Here is a 15,628-nt window from a genome sequence, read left to right on the forward strand (position 1 = left end):
GGCCTTGATTCCGTTTTTAGTTTATGGTTTTCCGATTGAAATTTGGGTCTGCTAACCGATTGCAGCTGCAATTGAACCCTAAACCTTAAACGAAGGACCCTAAACTGATTCACACTAAATCGAGGCAAAAGTAGGTTATTTTTACGATTCAAACCGTACAACTCATGCGAATCGCACCGGGTAATTTACCAGAACCGCAGACCGAATACGACGCCAAAGCGATTGCGTTTTGCCGGGCGTGGATTTCCGGTCAGTCAACTTTTGCCCTTTACACCTCAGGTTCGACCGGCGCGCCGAAACCCATTTCGCTCAGCCGCCGTCAGATGGTCGCCAGTGCCCGATTGACGGGACAAACATTTGGGTTAAAACCGGGTGATCAGGCACTGGTTTGCCTGAATGTGGACTATATAGCGGGGGTAATGATGCTGGTTCGGGGACTGGAACTTGATTTGGTAATGACGGTAATCGAGCCAACGTCGAATCCGATCCGTTTGTTATCGGCTGATAGCGAGCTAATTGCATTTGCGGCTTTTGTCCCATTGCAGATGCAGACCATGCTGGAAGAACCGGCTGAAACCCTGCCCGTGCTGAACAAAATGAAAGCCATTCTGGTGGGAGGGGCTGCCGTTGACCGCACGTTGGCAGATCGTTTGCAGGTTATTGATGCACCGGTTTTCAGTACGTACGGCATGACCGAAACCGTCTCCCACATTGCCATTCGCCGACTCAATGGCCCCCACCGTACGGAGGTATTCACCGCGTTGACGGGCGTTGAAATTGGCACTGATGACCGGAACTGCCTGAACATCAAAGCCGCAGCCACTGACTTTGAAATTGTTCAGACCAATGATGTCGTTGAATTGGTGGATTCAAGGCATTTCCGTTTGCTGGGTCGCGCCGATTCGATAATTAACAGCGGGGGCGTAAAAATTCAGCCGGAGCGGGTCGAAGAAATCATTGCCCGAGTGTTAGCCAATGAAGGCATTGCAAACCGGTATTTTATTTACGGCCTGCCCGACGAGCGGCTGGGTCAACAGGTTGCTTTATTTCTGGAAAAGCAGGAATGGTCCGAAAACCGCCTGGAGAACATAAAAACCGCCATCAGAGAGGAAATGGGGCCGTATGCGCTCCCCAAAAAAATTGTTACTGTTCCGGTTTTTAAAGAAACATCCACCGGGAAAATTGACAAAAAAGAAATTGTTTCCGCTTACTCCTAAAGTCACAAATAGACTGTCTAAAATTTATAATTTTCCTTTTCCGTTTTGCCCCCAACCCCCTAAAGGCCGGGCGGCCGGTGCCGGGCTTTAATCGGCATTTCAAAGCCCCCTTTAGGGGGTTGGGGGCAGATCGAAGAAAGGGAAAATCTGAATTTTAGACAGCCACTAAAACCACAAAAAAGCAGATTTTCTGGGCATAATTGCGACAGCTCAAATAGCTGTTTTTAATTTTTGTCAATTAAAATTTATTGAAAAACAATAAAAAATAATTGCTTTTCAATTATTGGTGAAATACTTTTGCTTCGTAAACTTCAAGCAATCGTATGAAACCACAAGCCATTTTTTCATTTCTTCGGATAGCCACCAGCTTTTTGTACTTCGGTATGATTGTGCTGACCATACTTTTAGCCGTGAAATCGGTGTTAAGTTTTTTGGATGATCGATCAGGGAAAGGAAGTTCCTATTTTAGTCACGAGGTTATGGTCTTCGCCACGAATCAGGAAAAGCCTAAATCGTACGTTTTTGACGGCAGCGGCCCGCTTGTTTTTAAGGTTGAGGATGACAAAAAGAACTCCAAAGCAAAGGCATCGACCGATGGGCTGATTAAATTTTTCCCGATTGTGAATCGATACCGCCTGGAAGTGGAGCCCAATTCAACGCTGGGGTATTATTCGTTCGCGGTCATTTTGTTGAATTTTTTACTGATCATAGGAATTTTGGCGCAATTCCGGCAAATATTTCGCGAAGCCAACGTGGTTGAACCCTTCAAACAAAGTATTTTTAAACGATTGAAAATGCTGGCGATATTGTTTGTCGTTTCGGATGTCCTGAAAATAGTTCATTACATTATCTTCAATAAATTGGTATTTCAACAACTTCATAACTCCAGTTTCGACCTGATCACACAGATTGGTAATGGTTTTATTACCGGCCTGGTTATCTACGCCATCGCCATTATTTACCAGCGCGGGCTTTTCATTCAGGAGGAAAACGCTTTAACGGTTTAAGCCATGCCGATCATTGTTAACCTCGATGTCATGATGGCGCGCCGGAAAATGTCTTTGTCCGAACTCGCTGAACAAGTGGACATTACCCTTTCAAATCTTTCCATTCTCAAAACCGGTAAGGCCAAAGCAATCCGTTTTTCCACACTCGAAAAAATATGCGAAGTGCTTGATTGTCAGCCTGCGGATATACTGGAATACAGTAAATGAGTGTGGTTCAGATTCCGGGCGTTTCGCATTACTGGAAACGAGGCCATTCATTTTGAGCGATTCGGCGTATCTTTGCTGAACCTCATTCTTCAATTATTATTCCCTGCAATGTCCGATTCCAGCTTTAAAAGTGTTGAAATTCGCTACCAAACTGCTCAGGCAGTTCCACCGCCGTACGCCCATTTTTTTACAATCACCGCCCATTCAGCGGCCGACAACGGGCTGAAAATTGAGGTGGTTATGACGTACACTGACCGGGATGAACTGGATGAAGAGGAAATTACGGGTGAAGGATTTTCAATCAACGATGATTTTGATTGGTCGGGAAAATTGCTGCCGGTTTGGACAAAAACCGTTGGCGAACTCATTCGAAGAACTCAGCTGAAAACCTTTAATGAGGAGAAATTAAACGACAATCAGGATTATTTTCTGGTGACGATTGAAGGTGAAAAACAATCAAAATCGGCGGGAACGCCGTCTCACCCGACGGAATGGCAGTTTTTAAGCCAGGAGTTAATTCAGGCAACTTATGAAGTCTCCGGGAAAGAAAAACCGTTTGAAGTAACTTACGTCGTCATCGAAGCGGGCAACCGCACGGAAGCTCATTTGACGGCTTCGTTTAGTCGGCGGGAAGTTCGTCTGGAAGCCCGGAAAAACAACCAGAGTCAATCCAGGACCTTGCCCTGGAAAGAATTAACGTCGATGATGGAAGTGTTTTACGCCGTTGACTACCTCAGTGAAGAAGCCCTGCCCGATTTACCCCGCAAAACCGGTCGATATCTGAATCTGGGAACGCCCGAATGGTATGAAACCGGCACGTCCATAATTGGTGATGAAAGCGCCGTGAACAAACTACGGAAGTTGCTGAACCAGCTGGTTCAGAGCTAATTGACCGCTATAGGGTTATTATTTGCTGGGTCATGATCAGTTGCAGGTGACCATCCGCGTTCTGGTGTAAACAGCCCAGCCGGTATTGACCCTGGCGGACGGCTTGCAGAGGAATCACGGTCGAAAAACCGGGGCCGAAATAACTACCTTCCGACAACAATTTACGACGGCCAGCCACTTTTGGTAAGGTACCGGCAAGGTATGTCGTTTGACTGCCTTCATCGTGCAAAACCACAAACAGGTTGTCACGGATGCCCGTACGCTGAAGGGGCATGGTCTCAATTTCCAGAGAAAGCTGCGGAGAGTTCGTTTCGGCGTAAATAAAATGCCGGGTCTGAAAAGTATGCGACTGGAAGTTCCGTTGCTGCACCGTTGATTTTACCAACCTGTCAAATTCCGGAAATAAATCGGGAACCTGCCAATAACCTTGTTGATAAGCGGGTAATAAGAAATAAAGACTGCTTTCAATCGAACTGTAATTACACAATTCAGTCTGATGCCTACGCCAGTTATAGGTGTCGGCCACGGAGCGACTGTATTTGTTTGCTACCTCCGGTGTATAAATGTAATAGGAATTGACATTGATGAATAGCGCGAAAACGGAAAAGAATATCAAACAATAGTTGCGCCAGTTCGGAAAGGAATGAATCAGAAATAAATAAAAAAATGCGGAACTCAGTGTGGCATAAATCTTAAACCGGTTTTCCAAAACAATAGCCGTATTGGAACGAAAAACGCTGATCAATAGGGTTGTCAGGAATATAAAACAGAAAAAAGCGAATAATTCATTTTTAATAGCGGACTGCGGCCTATTGACCGTAAACGATTTATAAAAAATAATCAACAACGTTGGTACGGTCACTATACAAATTAAGGCACCCCAGATAATCGATGCACCGACCGACCCCGATTGCCAAACGGACAGGTTTGCTCCGATTTTAGCCAGAAATGCCAGTGGAATATTGAGCCAGTTTATAGCACTTTTAACGCCACTTCCGGGGGTATAATCGAGGAGATAAATGCCTAAAGCAACCAGCATTGCCACAATCCAGGGAATGAAAACTTTATACTTACGTTCGAGCAACAACAGAAAACCCCCGGTTGCAAATACCATAATGCCATTTCCGTGCGTAAATGTGGCCAGGAATGCCACCAGGATTGCGATTCCCGTTTTGATTGGGGACGGTTTTTTTAATAATTCCAGGCAAATACACAGAAATACCAGCAAGGTTGTGTGTTGAAGGCCGGTTAATGCCCAGATGCTAACTTCGTAATACTGGGGTTGAAAAATGAGTACCGGTATTGGAAAAAAATAGTAAATAGGATATTGCAGCCGCCGGAAAAGCCGGTAAATAAAACCCGTGATAAGAAGAAGATTAAGGGTCGCAATCAGAATATAATTTTTGAAATTTAACTGGCCTGTGAGTAGATAATCAAGGTAGCTAATGAAGCGGGGGACGAAAATTCGGTGATCATTTTCAGTTCTAAAAAAGACCGCCAGGTTATGTTTCCAGCCTAATCCTTTCTTTAATTCAGTGATAATCTGCAATAAACTATTGTCATCCTGAAAAGGAAAATTGACGGAATAGGTGAGCACATAAAAGATAAAAAAAGCGATAAAAAAAACGCTTATTACGATAGAAAACCAATTCACGAACTTAAGCCCGGACCGGTTAGAAACCGAAGGGTTATTCAGAGTCAAAGTGTTCACAACGTTAAGTAGAGATGCTTTTAGGGGTTTATAGTTTTACAAAGCACCAGGATTGGATACAAATTACTTATTATTTTTTTGAATGCGATCTAATTCATACCGTAAATCATCTACCAGACTCCGGATGCCGTCCAACGAAGGGGCAGGTTCGGGCATTTTCTGACTGATAAATGCTGAAATTTCCCACACTTCCAGCACGTCCCGGAGGGAAACTTCCCGTCGGCTAATCGAGGGTTGATCGGAGGTTAGCAGCAACGTTCCTTTCAATTTGACCTGATTGAAGATCCGGCGACAAAGGATTCCCTGATTCTGAATCACAATAATATGCAAATTTCCATCGGCGATATCGAACCAGTTCCGGATAAATTTTCCAATTAGGACCGCCCCCGGGAATGTATACTCTTCGTCCGCTTCAAATGCCCGGTAATTGTCGGGTGGCAGCAAAGGTAATTGCAAAACGGGTAAGCGGCTCAGAAAATCGGTTTGCTGGTAGGATTGCAAATAATCCGAAAACTGGCGCTTACGCACCCAGTGGATTACATTGGTGGTAAAGATTTCGTGCGTCGACCGGCGCTCGACAACCGGATGCGCGCCCGTGCGGGAGTTTTCGTAAACGTTGTTGAATGATAACGTTTGGGATTGTGGCTGGTTATGAGGCAATTGGAACGGAAAAAAACCGTCCTGTTGCGAAACCGGCCGCAAAACAATTCGCTGGGACACCAGCTTGATTGGCGGTTGCCGATCTGCCGGTTTTTGAAAATTGACCGGGGCTGGAGCTGCGGGTTGTTGGTAATATTTTTCCAGAACGGTCGATAACGCTTTCGGTGCGGTAGCCGGATTTTCTTTCTCCGATAAATCTTTCGGCAGGGGTGAGGCCGGAAAGCCTGTCTGATTAACCGGTCGCTCACCACTGGACGAACGCTCTAAAGGCAGCGCCAGGTCGGGAGTTTCGCGAATTTTTCGTAAATCACTTTTTAACAGATTATCAACATTGGTGTTGAACGCGCGGGCGATGGACATCAGATTGTCCAGATTGGGATTGGCTCGGGCTTCTTCGTAAGCTCCCAGCAGCGATCGTTTAATGCCAATTCGTCGGGCAAACTGTTCCTGAGTCAGCCCATTTAGCCGACGTAGATACTTGATATTGTTGCTGACAATACTCATACAAGAGTGTTTTGACAAAAATATTAGTATTTCTGTATTATTACTTATTTTTCGATGAAAACGTATTCATGCGATGAATATTCAGGAAAAGACAGATAAAATGAAGGAGTTATTCGCGGCCCAACGGCGGAATGCGCCTTTTGTGAAGGAGACAACCGCCCGAATGCGGATTGAAAAGTTATTAAAAATTCGGCATTATTTGTTGACAAACCGGTCCGGATTAGTAAAAGCGCTCTACGACGATTTTCGAAAACCGGCGGCCGAAACGGAGCTGACGGAAGTCTTTTCAACCCTCAATGAGTTAAATACTGCCATTCACCACCTGAAACACTGGATGAAACCGCATCCGGTGCCAACGCCCCTGGGTATGCTGGGAACGTCCGGGTTTGTGACTTACGAACCGAAAGGCGTTGCGCTTATCATCTCACCCTGGAATTATCCGTTTTACCTGAGCATCAAACCGTTGGTTTCGGCCATTGCGGCCGGAAATACGGCTATTTTGAAACCATCGGAGAGCACTCCGGAAACATCGGCTTTCCTGCGGGTCATGACGGAAACCTTATTTTCGGAGGATGAAGTCGCGGTGGTCGAGGAAGGCCCTTCGGTGGCTGAAAGCCTGCTGGAGCTACCATTTGACCACATTTTCTTTACCGGCGGCACGGACGTGGGCAAAATGGTGATGGCAGCAGCGGCCCGGAATTTAACCTCCGTTACGCTGGAACTGGGTGGCAAGTCGCCCTGCCTCATCGATGAGACGGCGGACCTCAAAACCGCAGCCCGGCGCATTGCCTGGGGAAAATGGATCAACGGAGGGCAGACCTGCGTGGCGCCCGACTATGTGATGGTCCAGCGGACCGTGAAAGACCGGTTTGTTCGGGAAATGCGGGAGGCAATCCGGGACATGTACGACGCCGACGGCCGGGGCGTTCAGGCATCGGAAAGTTACGGGCGAATCATCAATGACCGTCATTTTCAGCGATTGGACGCTCTGCTGAAAGATGCGCTTTCGAAAGGGGCAACAGTTTCGATTGGCGGCCAAACCGATGCAGCGGACCGGTTTATGGAACCGACGCTACTCGAAAATATCGGTGTAAAGATGAATCTGATGCAGGAGGAGATCTTTGGCCCGCTGCTGCCCGTGATTCCGTACGACACGCGCGAGGAAGTAATTCGTTTTGTGTCGGGAAGGGCAAAACCGCTGGTATTGTATATCTTTAGTCGGAAAGAATCTTTGACCCAGTTCTGGCTGGACCGGACGACCGCCGGTAACACCGTGATCAACGATACGCTTATCCACTTTGCCCACACCGAATTACCGGTCGGCGGTGTCAATCAGAGCGGTATCGGAAAAGCGAACGGTTTTTATGGATTCCAGGAATTTTCCAATGCACGGGGAATTGTGAAACGCCAATTTGATGTATTGAGCTATATTTATCCGCCTTATTCAGACAAGGTTAAGAAATTAATTGAATTAATTGTGAAATATATTTAAACGATTTGGTCATTCATTGGGTCAATTCAATTGATTCTCTATATTAGTGTGTTTTTTGCCAAATCACCGTTATGATAGATACATCTTCCAGGCCACCTAAATCAAAAAGTACTGACCCCGTTTCGATAGATCAAAAAAAAATTGATTTCAGCGGACGGCCCGGTATTCCTATTGTATTTGTTCACCAGGGTTACAGTTACTATTTAGAATATACACTCCGCCAGGCGGCCCACTCCAATCCTAACAGCCCCATTTATTTACTGGGGGATGAGGCCAATAACCGTTTTTCATTTCTCACTCACTACCATATACGCGACTTTTTACAGTCAGATTCCGATCGTTTTAAAAACGTTTATGTGCACCAATCGCCCAATCATTTCGAATACGAATATTTTTGTTTTATTCGCTGGTTTGCAATTAAGGAGTTGATGAAACGGGAGGGATTTACCCGGGTTTTTGCGGCCGATTCCGACGTAATGATCTATTCTGATATTACCGATTATGCTAATAAAACCGGTCTGAATACACAAATTGCGGCTTTTAACGTTGGTTCTGATTATCAATGGGTTCGCTCCGCTTCCGGCCATTCGTCTTTCTGGACCATGGAAGGGATTGAACAATTCTGCGAACTGGCCATTCAGTTATACACCGAGCCTCGTTTTATTACTTTTATGGATCAAATCCGGTCCGAAAAAATAATTAAAAACGACCGGGCCGGTATTTCGGATATGACAGCTCTATATGTTTTTTACGAAGAAAAAATGCCCATGATTCGTAATTTATCCGAGTGTTTAAACGGTGCGGCTTTTGATCATAACATTTCAATGGCCACGAACTATAACCTGGATGAATACGAATTTGGATTAGGTCGTAAAAAAATTGTTATAAAAGATGGATTCCCGTATTCGTATAATGTCTTCTTAAAGAAGAAAATACTCCTTCATACGCTCCATTTTCAGGGCAACAGCAAAAACATCGTCCACCGGTATTATACCGGCGGTGGATTGTGGAGCAGCAAGACTTTCAGGGAATTGCGGTTTAAGGCATCCGTATTGTATCACATGGTAAAATCCTGATCGGAATCAATATTCGTTATACGGTAAATTAACCGTATCGCGCCAGTAAGTGGTAACGTCACCCACCATCTGGATCAATTCTGCAAACTGGATGGGTTTGACCAGGTAAGAATTTGCCCCCATTCGGTACGCTTTTGCAACTTCCTGCCGCGATGAGGTCATGATCAGCACCGGAATATTTTTCAATCGGTTGTCGGCCCGAATGGCCAGCAGTGTTTCCAGTCCATTGCGGAGGGGCATGTTAATATCCATGATAATCAGCGAAGGAAGGGGGTGAATGGGATTTTCACCGATGCAATTCATCAGATATTCCATGACCTGGTCGCCATCTTCAACGAACCGGCCGCAATCGAAGAGACCATTTTGCATAAACGCTTCATCCAGCAATAGCCGATCTTCCTCATCGTCCTCGGCAACTAAAATAGTAAATGGTCGGTTAGGCAACATAGACAGATAGATGGGTACAGGGTCAGGACCCGAAATGAGCGAATGAAGGTAGTAGTTTTCTGGTTTATTGCCAACTCATCAAATCATATTTTGCCCGAACCCAATTGTTTCCCGGTTTTGCGTACCTTAAGGTCTCAATTTTTCGGACAGCTTCAACCAACTTATGCGCTATTGCTTGCCGTTTTTTTTGCTTGCCACCCTTTCTGTTAAGGCTCAGACGCTTCCCATTTTAGACCAGAATCCAACCCGTTTGCACTGGAACCAGGTGAATACCCCGCATTTTCGGGTTATTTACCCGGAGGGCCTCGACCAGACCGCTCAGCAAACCGCCCGGCGGCTCGAGCAGGTTTATGAGCCCGTAAGCGCAACCTTAAAAAAGACGCCCCGCAGGCTCTCGGTTATTTTGCAGAATCAAACCATGATCAGTAATGGATTTGTGACCATGATGCCGCGTCGATCTGAATTCTACGCGGTGCCTGCGCAGGACCCTTTTCTGGCCGGGACGCTCGGGTGGCTCGATTTACTTGCCGTTCATGAATTCAGGCATGTCGTTCAATATGACAAAGCCCTGCAGGGATTTACGCGGGCCGCTTACACTTTATTTGGAAATACTGCTTTTTCGGCCCTGACGCTGGGCGTGCCGGACTGGTTTTGGGAGGGCGACGCTGTCGGAACCGAAACCGCTCTGACCCGGGCGGGGCGGGGGAGAATGCCGAATTTTGATCTGGGGATGCGGGCGAATCTGCTGGCGGGACGGCGGTTTTCGTACCAGAAAGCCGTTGGCGGTTCGTACCGGGACAATGTGCCCAATCATTACGTTTTGGGATACTTTATGTCTACCAATCTCAAGCGGGAATACGGCGCCGATGCCTGGAGCAATGTTCTGAATCGGTACTACCGGTTTCCCATTTATCCATTTTCATTTTCAAACAGTGTAAAAAAGACGACGAAATACCGGATTGAAGAGTTGTATCGACGGACAATGACGGACGTGGAAGAAACCTGGCGGAAACAACAGGAGAGTCTACGACTGACCGATGCAGTAACTTTTCCGGTGAAAGCTTCCGGGAAAGTCTATACCAATTACCAATATCCGCAGTACATCTCCGACAACGAGGTCATTGCCCTGAAATCCGGTTTGGGCGACATTGCCCGGTTTGTGATTCTCGATCGAAACGGTCAGGAAAAGAAAGTGTTTGTGCCGGGACTTTTCAATAACCCCGAAATAATATCGGTAGCGGCTGGGAAAATCTGCTGGACGGAATTTCGCTACGATGTTCGCTTCGGGCAGCGGATTTACTCCGAAATCAAAGTATACGATCTGAAAACCGGTCAATTAAAACGCCTGACCAGTCACAGCCGCTACGCTGTGGCCGCTCTTTCACCCGATGGCTCGAAGCTGGTGGCGGTTCGGAACGACGAATCCTATCAAACCCGGCTGGTTATTCTGGACGCAAAAACCGGTCAGGAATTGCGGGTTCTCGACAATCCGGAGAATGATTTTTACGTTCAGCCGCGCTGGCGCGACGATAACCGAACACTGGTCGTGGTGACTCGGAAAAAGGAAGGGAAAACCATTCAAACCTTTGATTCTGAAACCAGTGCGAAGCGGAATTTGGTAGCGGTTTCGGACGAAAACATCAGTCATGTTCAGCCCTGGAAGCAGTATGTTTTCTATAACTCGCCCCGATCCGGCATCGATAATATTTACGTGCTGAACACGGAAACCGGTTCGCGGTTTCAGGTAACTTCCCGCCCGCTGGGTGCTTATCATCCCACCGTTTCGGCCGACGGAAAAAGGCTGAGCTTTCACGATTTTCATCATTTTGGTTACCGGATTGCCGAAATGCCGTTGGACTCGTCAAAGTGGGTTCCCATCAGGCAGGTTAACGATGATTCGGTGCGGTATTTTGGACCACTGGTCGCACAGGAACCGGGCGGTTCGCAGGTTCGGTCGGCTTTGGCTGATTCAATTCCCACCTCTGAAAAATACCCTCAAAGCCGGTTTAGTCGCTTGCTCCACGCCTTCAATTTGTACAGCTGGGGTCCGGTGGTGTCTTCCGACGGTCAAGGCGGAACAGTAGGCCTGCAATCCCAGGATTTGCTCAGCACAACCCAGATCGATGTGGGAGTGGGGTATGATCAGACCGAACGAACCGTGAATTATTACGGAAATGTGAGTTATCAGGGCCTGTTTCCGATCCTGGACGTCGGATTTCAACGCGGTCGCCGGTCAACTTCAGTTTATGTGGATCGCCGGGCACCGCTCGATTCACTCCGCAGCGATTCCTGGAATTACAATCAACTGACTGCCGGTTTTCGGATACCGCTTCAGCTAACGACTTCTAAATACCTTCAAAGTGCTTATTTATCAGCCTATTATGGCTTAATGCAGGTCAGCGGGTATGATTTGCCGGTTCGCCCGGTTACGGAGGTCGGTTTTGGTGGATCTTTGCATTCATTGGCTTATTCGGCTTCGTATTCCCGAACCCTCAAGCAAAGCAAACGGGATGTGGCTCCGCGCTGGGGCCAGACATTTTCGGCGGTTTGGCGGACAACTCCTTTTAACGGGCAATTGAATGGGGAAGTGTGGGGGGCACAGGGTAGCTTGTATTTGCCGGGTTTGGCAAAACATCATTCATTGCGCTTACGGGCTGGTTATCAACAACAAATGCAGGGTAATTACCGATTTGCTTCCGCCATATTTTTTCCGCGCGGACAGTCGTATGTGAGTTACAACCAACTTACCGCAGGAAGTGTGGAATACCGGTTGCCCCTTCTGAACCCGCATTGGTCGATCGGCCGCTGGCTGTACATTCAGAGGGTGAAGGCCAACGGTTTTTACGATGTGGCGCAGGGAAAAAGCGAGGTACAGGTGCAGGGACAACCGCGCGCCATCTCGGAACAGTTTGCCACAACTGGTCTGGATATATCCTTCGTCTTCAACGTCATGCGGCTCCGCACCCCGTTCGAAGCAGGAATCAGAACCATCTACAACCTCAAATCCGGTGAATACCTGATCCAGCCGCTGGTAATCGGGCTTGGATTCTAGTTTTAATTGAGTGTTTTAGTGATTTGTGATTGAGTGATTGAATGTCCTAATTATTACTCAACCACTCAATCACAAATCACTCAATAATAAACTTCCCCACGTGCGGCCTTCAGCGTATTCTGCATGAGGGAGCAGATGGTCATCAGGCCAACGCCACCAGGAACAGGCGTGATGTAGCTGGTTTTGGGGGCCACTTCGTCAAATTTTACGTCGCCTTTCAGGGCAAAACCGCTTTTCTTCGAGGCATCCGGCACGCGCTCCAGACCAACGTCGATCACGACAGCGCCTTCTTTGACCATATCCCCGGTAATAAATTCCGGCCGACCGAGTGCGGCAATTAGAATATCGGCCGAACGGCAGATTTCGGCAAGGTTTTGCGTACGGCTGTGCGTCATCGTAACGGTGCAGTTGCCCGGGTAGGTATTGCGCTGCATCAGAATGCTCATCGGTAATCCAACAATCTGGCTGCGACCCACCACAACGCAGTGCTTTCCGGCGGTTTCGATGTTATAGCGTTTAAGAATTTCCAGAATTCCCTGCGGAGTGGCCGAGATGTAAGCGGGCAAGCCCTTGGCCATGCGCCCGATGTTGATTGGGTGAAAACCGTCGACGTCCTTTTTCGGATCAATGGTCTCCATCACCTTATCGGCCGAAATATGGGCCGGGAGCGGCAGTTGAACGATCAAACCGTCCATGTCCGGGTTTTCGTTGACGTCCCGGACCGCATGGATTAGTTCCTCTTCGGAAACTGAATCGTCGAATCGGATGAGTGTCGAATGCATACCGACTTCTTCGCAGCTTTTCATTTTACTCGCCACGTAGGTTTCGCTCCGGCCCGCCGTGCCGACCAGAATGGCCACTAGGTGAGGAATCTTCCCGTTATTCGATTTAATTTCAGCGACTTCAGCCGCGAGTTCCTGCTTGATCTGGAGAGAGAGGACTTTTCCGTCGAGGAGTTGCATCGTTTTTCAAGAAAAACGCAAAGGTAATGGTTTTGTCCAGACGTGAGCCCCGTTTTCCGACCGAATATTTTAAAGACTGGCTGGTTTTTGGGCGAAAAATTCAGTATACTTGTAAAAACCGGATTGTGACTAATTAAATTTTCCGGGTCCATTCATCGATTTAATGAAGTTTTACCGAACCATACTGCAACTGATCTGCCTCCTTCTGATGGGGTGGATGGCTGGCTTCCTGGCCGGGTTGCCCGACGCGCCCTGGCCGGAACTGGCGGTGAAAGGTGTTACGGTCGAAGCTTCGTCGGTTCGGGAAATGACGGATCATCTGACGGACGGTTTGCCCCGGCTGCTGGTTCACGAAGCCATTGTGGCACCCACGGTTTCGCACCCGATTCCCCTGCTCTTTTTTTGCATTATTCCTACGGTTTGGGTTCTGGTCAATTGCGCGAGACTGACACGCCTGCAAAGGATTGCTTGCTACTTTTTCGCCTATTTCCGACGACTTTTCGGGCATTCGATTGCCATCAACGCTCCCTGACATCCCGGCATTCCGATACATTCTTCGATCTTCTTTGCGCCAATTCGGACCGTCATCAAGCTGGCGGTAAGCGATTGACGTATTTACAACTCGCTATTATTCAGTTTATTATCCACAAACCAACCACAAATATGGTAAAGACAAGAATTTTACGGGCTAAGAATTCGGCCCTGTTTCGGGAAATAAAAGAAGCGATTTTCATCATTCTGGGCGTACTCAGTGCGGGCATGGGGCTGAAAGGGTTTTTGCTACCGAACGACTTTTTGGACGGGGGCGTCATCGGTATATCGCTTTTGCTCCAGATAAAAACCGGTATCGATCTGGCTATCCTGGTTGTTATCGTCAACATTCCCTTTATCTGGATGGGATTCCGGCAGGTGTCCTGGGTATTTGCGCTAAAAACCGCTCTGGGAATCGGACTGCTGGCGATCTGTCTGGCGTTTATTCCGTACCCAATGGTAACGACTGACAAATTACTGATTGCGGTTTTTGGCGGTTTTTTCCTTGGCGCGGGCATAGGGCTGGCCATGCGGGGGGGCGGGGTTCTGGACGGAACGGAGGTACTCGCCATTTACATCAGCCGCCGGTCGTTCCTCTCGGTTGGGGATGTCATTATGGTCATCAACGTGCTGATTTTTGGTTCAGCCGCCATTTTCATCAACGTGGAAACCGCCCTGTACGCGATGCTGACTTACCTGGCCGCGTCAAAAACCGTTGATTTCATCATTCATGGTATTGAGGAGTACATCGCGGTCATGATCGTTTCGGATCGTCACGAGGAGGTGCGCCAGCTTATTACGGAAGAACTCGCGAGGGGTGTAACGGTTTTGAAAGGGGAGAAAGGATTTGGTAAACGCGGGATGCGCGACAACGACATCAACATTCTGTATGCTGTTGTTACTCGTCTGGAAATCACTCGATTAAAGGATAAAATCAGCGAAGTGGATGAAAAAGCTTTTCTAATCGAGCACAGTATTGCGGACGTGAAAGGCGGAATGATCAAACCCCGCCCTTTGCATTAAGGATTAATTGCTCGGCCAGCCGCGACAAACCGGTCGTGGCTGGTTCGGGTATAAACGTCAGATTGGGCCGGGGACGGATTTCCGGAACGTTTGGATCAACCACATAAATAGGGGTTCGGGGCCGGACGTAATCGATCAATCCGGCTGCGGGATAAACCGCCATCGACGTGCCCACAATGATCAGAATATCAGCCGCATACGTCAATTCGACGGCATCTTCCATCATCGGTACGGCCTCGCCAAACCAGACAATATGCGGGCGAAGCTGCGAGCCTTTTTCGCACCGGTCTCCGCGTTTTAATTCCCAGCCTTTGATGTCGTAAACCAGGTTCTCATCCCGGGTACTCCGCGATTTATACAACTCGCCGTGGAGATGAACTACCTTTTTTGAACCGGCCTTCTCATGCAGATTGTCCACGTTCTGGGTGATAACCGTAACATCGTAATAGTTCTCCAGTTCTTTTAACGCCAGATGCCCGGCGTTGGGTTTGGCATCGAGAGCCTGTTTCCGTCGCTGGTTGTAAAATTCCAGAACCAGATCCGGATCTTTCGCCCAGCCTTGCGGGGTGGCCACATCTTCCACGCGGTGGTTTTCCCACAAACCGTTGGAGTCGCGGAACGTTTTCAACCCACTTTCCGCACTGATTCCGGCACCGGACAGAACAACAATTTTTTTCATTTCGTTAGGAGCTGGTTCCGCAAGTTACGCATTTATTCAGGCGCAAGAAACGCCCAAAAGTTCATAAAAAAACCACTCGGCCGAGTGGTTTTTAGGTAATGATAAATATAAAATGCCAACGCCAAATGTAAAAGTGAGTTCATATGTAACTTCTACATTTGGCGTTGGACAT

General features: G+C 47.8%; 14 protein-coding genes. 9 read left to right on the forward strand and 5 right to left on the reverse strand.

The annotated features are described in order from the left end of the window. The first annotated feature begins 164 nt into the window (after nt 1–164). The 4 genes from GJJ30_RS14720 (at nt 165) to GJJ30_RS14735 (ending at nt 3,319) form a co-directional block, all read left to right on the forward strand. Complete coding sequence (locus GJJ30_RS14720; RefSeq protein WP_154175934.1) at nt 165–1,217, forward strand: AMP-binding protein; 1,053 nt, start codon at nt 165–167, stop codon at nt 1,215–1,217. A 479-nt stretch (nt 1,218–1,696) separates the two neighbouring features. Further along, on the forward strand, nt 1,697–2,224 hold the full coding sequence (locus GJJ30_RS14725; RefSeq protein WP_170299198.1) for a DUF2975 domain-containing protein: 528 nt from the start codon (nt 1,697–1,699) through the stop codon (nt 2,222–2,224). Between the two features lie 3 nt (nt 2,225–2,227). Beyond that, nucleotides 2,228–2,431 carry a helix-turn-helix domain-containing protein gene (locus GJJ30_RS14730; protein ID WP_154175936.1) on the forward strand — a complete coding sequence of 68 codons (204 nt, stop codon included), beginning with the start codon at nt 2,228–2,230 and terminating at the stop codon, nt 2,429–2,431. A 108-nt stretch (nt 2,432–2,539) separates the two neighbouring features. Further along, entirely contained in the window at nt 2,540–3,319 is a 780-nt protein-coding gene (locus GJJ30_RS14735) for a hypothetical protein (protein ID WP_154175937.1), read from the forward strand. A gap of 7 nt (nt 3,320–3,326) precedes the next feature. On the opposite strand, the gene GJJ30_RS32050 is transcribed toward GJJ30_RS14735, so the two are convergent. Further along, entirely contained in the window at nt 3,327–3,935 is a 609-nt protein-coding gene (locus tag GJJ30_RS32050; protein ID WP_170299199.1) for a hypothetical protein, read from the reverse strand. 1,158 nt (nt 3,936–5,093) lie between these two features. Next, nucleotides 5,094–6,194, reverse strand: coding sequence for a helix-turn-helix domain-containing protein (locus GJJ30_RS14745; protein ID WP_154175939.1), 1,101 nt, complete (start codon nt 6,192–6,194; stop codon nt 5,094–5,096). Nucleotides 6,195–6,294: 100 nt separating this feature from the next. On the opposite strand from GJJ30_RS14745, the gene GJJ30_RS14750 reads away from it, so the two are divergent. Together GJJ30_RS14750 and GJJ30_RS14755 are read left to right on the forward strand one after the other, a co-directional pair. Further along, nucleotides 6,295–7,686: an aldehyde dehydrogenase family protein gene (locus GJJ30_RS14750; protein ID WP_229313143.1), complete on the forward strand. Its 1,392-nt coding sequence runs from the start codon at nt 6,295–6,297 to the stop codon at nt 7,684–7,686. 476 nt (nt 7,687–8,162) lie between these two features. Continuing rightward, the gene (locus GJJ30_RS14755) at nt 8,163–8,762 is read left to right on the forward strand and encodes a hypothetical protein (RefSeq protein WP_154175941.1); all 600 of its coding nucleotides are present in this window, start codon (nt 8,163–8,165) and stop codon (nt 8,760–8,762) included. A 6-nt stretch (nt 8,763–8,768) separates the two neighbouring features. Here GJJ30_RS14755 and GJJ30_RS14760 read toward each other — a convergent pair whose 3' ends face one another. Further along, complete coding sequence (locus tag GJJ30_RS14760; RefSeq protein ID WP_154175942.1) at nt 8,769–9,209, reverse strand: response regulator; 441 nt, start codon at nt 9,207–9,209, stop codon at nt 8,769–8,771. 163 nt (nt 9,210–9,372) lie between these two features. Between GJJ30_RS14760 and GJJ30_RS14765 the strand changes: the two genes are divergently transcribed. Next, complete coding sequence (locus GJJ30_RS14765; RefSeq protein WP_154175943.1) at nt 9,373–12,261, forward strand: TolB-like translocation protein; 2,889 nt, start codon at nt 9,373–9,375, stop codon at nt 12,259–12,261. A gap of 80 nt (nt 12,262–12,341) precedes the next feature. On the opposite strand, the gene GJJ30_RS14770 is transcribed toward GJJ30_RS14765, so the two are convergent. Then, nucleotides 12,342–13,223 (reverse strand): bifunctional 5,10-methylenetetrahydrofolate dehydrogenase/5,10-methenyltetrahydrofolate cyclohydrolase, encoded by an 882-nt coding sequence (locus GJJ30_RS14770; RefSeq protein ID WP_154175944.1) that lies wholly within the window; start codon nt 13,221–13,223, stop codon nt 12,342–12,344. A 163-nt stretch (nt 13,224–13,386) separates the two neighbouring features. On the opposite strand from GJJ30_RS14770, the gene GJJ30_RS14775 reads away from it, so the two are divergent. Together GJJ30_RS14775 and GJJ30_RS14780 are read left to right on the forward strand one after the other, a co-directional pair. Further along, nucleotides 13,387–13,755 carry a hypothetical protein gene (locus GJJ30_RS14775; RefSeq protein ID WP_154175945.1) on the forward strand — a complete coding sequence of 123 codons (369 nt, stop codon included), beginning with the start codon at nt 13,387–13,389 and terminating at the stop codon, nt 13,753–13,755. 131 nt (nt 13,756–13,886) lie between these two features. Continuing rightward, the gene (locus tag GJJ30_RS14780) at nt 13,887–14,777 is read left to right on the forward strand and encodes a YitT family protein (RefSeq protein WP_154175946.1); all 891 of its coding nucleotides are present in this window, start codon (nt 13,887–13,889) and stop codon (nt 14,775–14,777) included. Here GJJ30_RS14780 and GJJ30_RS14785 read toward each other — a convergent pair. Beyond that, nucleotides 14,755–15,456, reverse strand: coding sequence for an SIR2 family NAD-dependent protein deacylase (locus GJJ30_RS14785; RefSeq protein ID WP_154175947.1), 702 nt, complete (start codon nt 15,454–15,456; stop codon nt 14,755–14,757). The two genes, GJJ30_RS14780 and GJJ30_RS14785, sit on opposite strands and share 23 nt — an antisense overlap. Nucleotides 15,457–15,628 lie beyond the last annotated feature (172 nt).

Origin of the sequence: Larkinella terrae, from assembly GCF_009668025.1 — a bacterium.
GTDB lineage: Bacteria > Bacteroidota > Bacteroidia > Cytophagales > Spirosomataceae > Larkinella > Larkinella terrae.

Excerpts from the sequence above, each read along its gene's own strand:
- GJJ30_RS14720 (WP_154175934.1), top strand. The coding sequence starts at position 165 with ATGCGAATCGCACCGGGTAATTTACCAGAACCGCAGACCGAATACGAC.
- GJJ30_RS14725 (WP_170299198.1), top strand. The coding sequence starts at position 1,697 with ATGGTCTTCGCCACGAATCAGGAAAAGCCTAAATCGTACGTTTTTGAC.
- GJJ30_RS14730 (WP_154175936.1), top strand. The coding sequence starts at position 2,228 with ATGCCGATCATTGTTAACCTCGATGTCATGATGGCGCGCCGGAAAATG.
- GJJ30_RS14735 (WP_154175937.1), top strand. The coding sequence starts at position 2,540 with ATGTCCGATTCCAGCTTTAAAAGTGTTGAAATTCGCTACCAAACTGCT.
- GJJ30_RS14745 (WP_154175939.1), bottom strand. The coding sequence starts at position 6,194 with ATGAGTATTGTCAGCAACAATATCAAGTATCTACGTCGGCTAAATGGG.
- GJJ30_RS14750 (WP_229313143.1), top strand. The coding sequence starts at position 6,295 with ATGAAGGAGTTATTCGCGGCCCAACGGCGGAATGCGCCTTTTGTGAAG.
- GJJ30_RS14755 (WP_154175941.1), top strand. The coding sequence starts at position 8,163 with ATGATCTATTCTGATATTACCGATTATGCTAATAAAACCGGTCTGAAT.
- GJJ30_RS14760 (WP_154175942.1), bottom strand. The coding sequence starts at position 9,209 with ATGTTGCCTAACCGACCATTTACTATTTTAGTTGCCGAGGACGATGAG.
- GJJ30_RS14765 (WP_154175943.1), top strand. The coding sequence starts at position 9,373 with ATGCGCTATTGCTTGCCGTTTTTTTTGCTTGCCACCCTTTCTGTTAAG.
- GJJ30_RS14770 (WP_154175944.1), bottom strand. The coding sequence starts at position 13,223 with ATGCAACTCCTCGACGGAAAAGTCCTCTCTCTCCAGATCAAGCAGGAA.
- GJJ30_RS14775 (WP_154175945.1), top strand. The coding sequence starts at position 13,387 with ATGAAGTTTTACCGAACCATACTGCAACTGATCTGCCTCCTTCTGATG.
- GJJ30_RS14780 (WP_154175946.1), top strand. The coding sequence starts at position 13,887 with ATGGTAAAGACAAGAATTTTACGGGCTAAGAATTCGGCCCTGTTTCGG.
- GJJ30_RS14785 (WP_154175947.1), bottom strand. The coding sequence starts at position 15,456 with ATGAAAAAAATTGTTGTTCTGTCCGGTGCCGGAATCAGTGCGGAAAGT.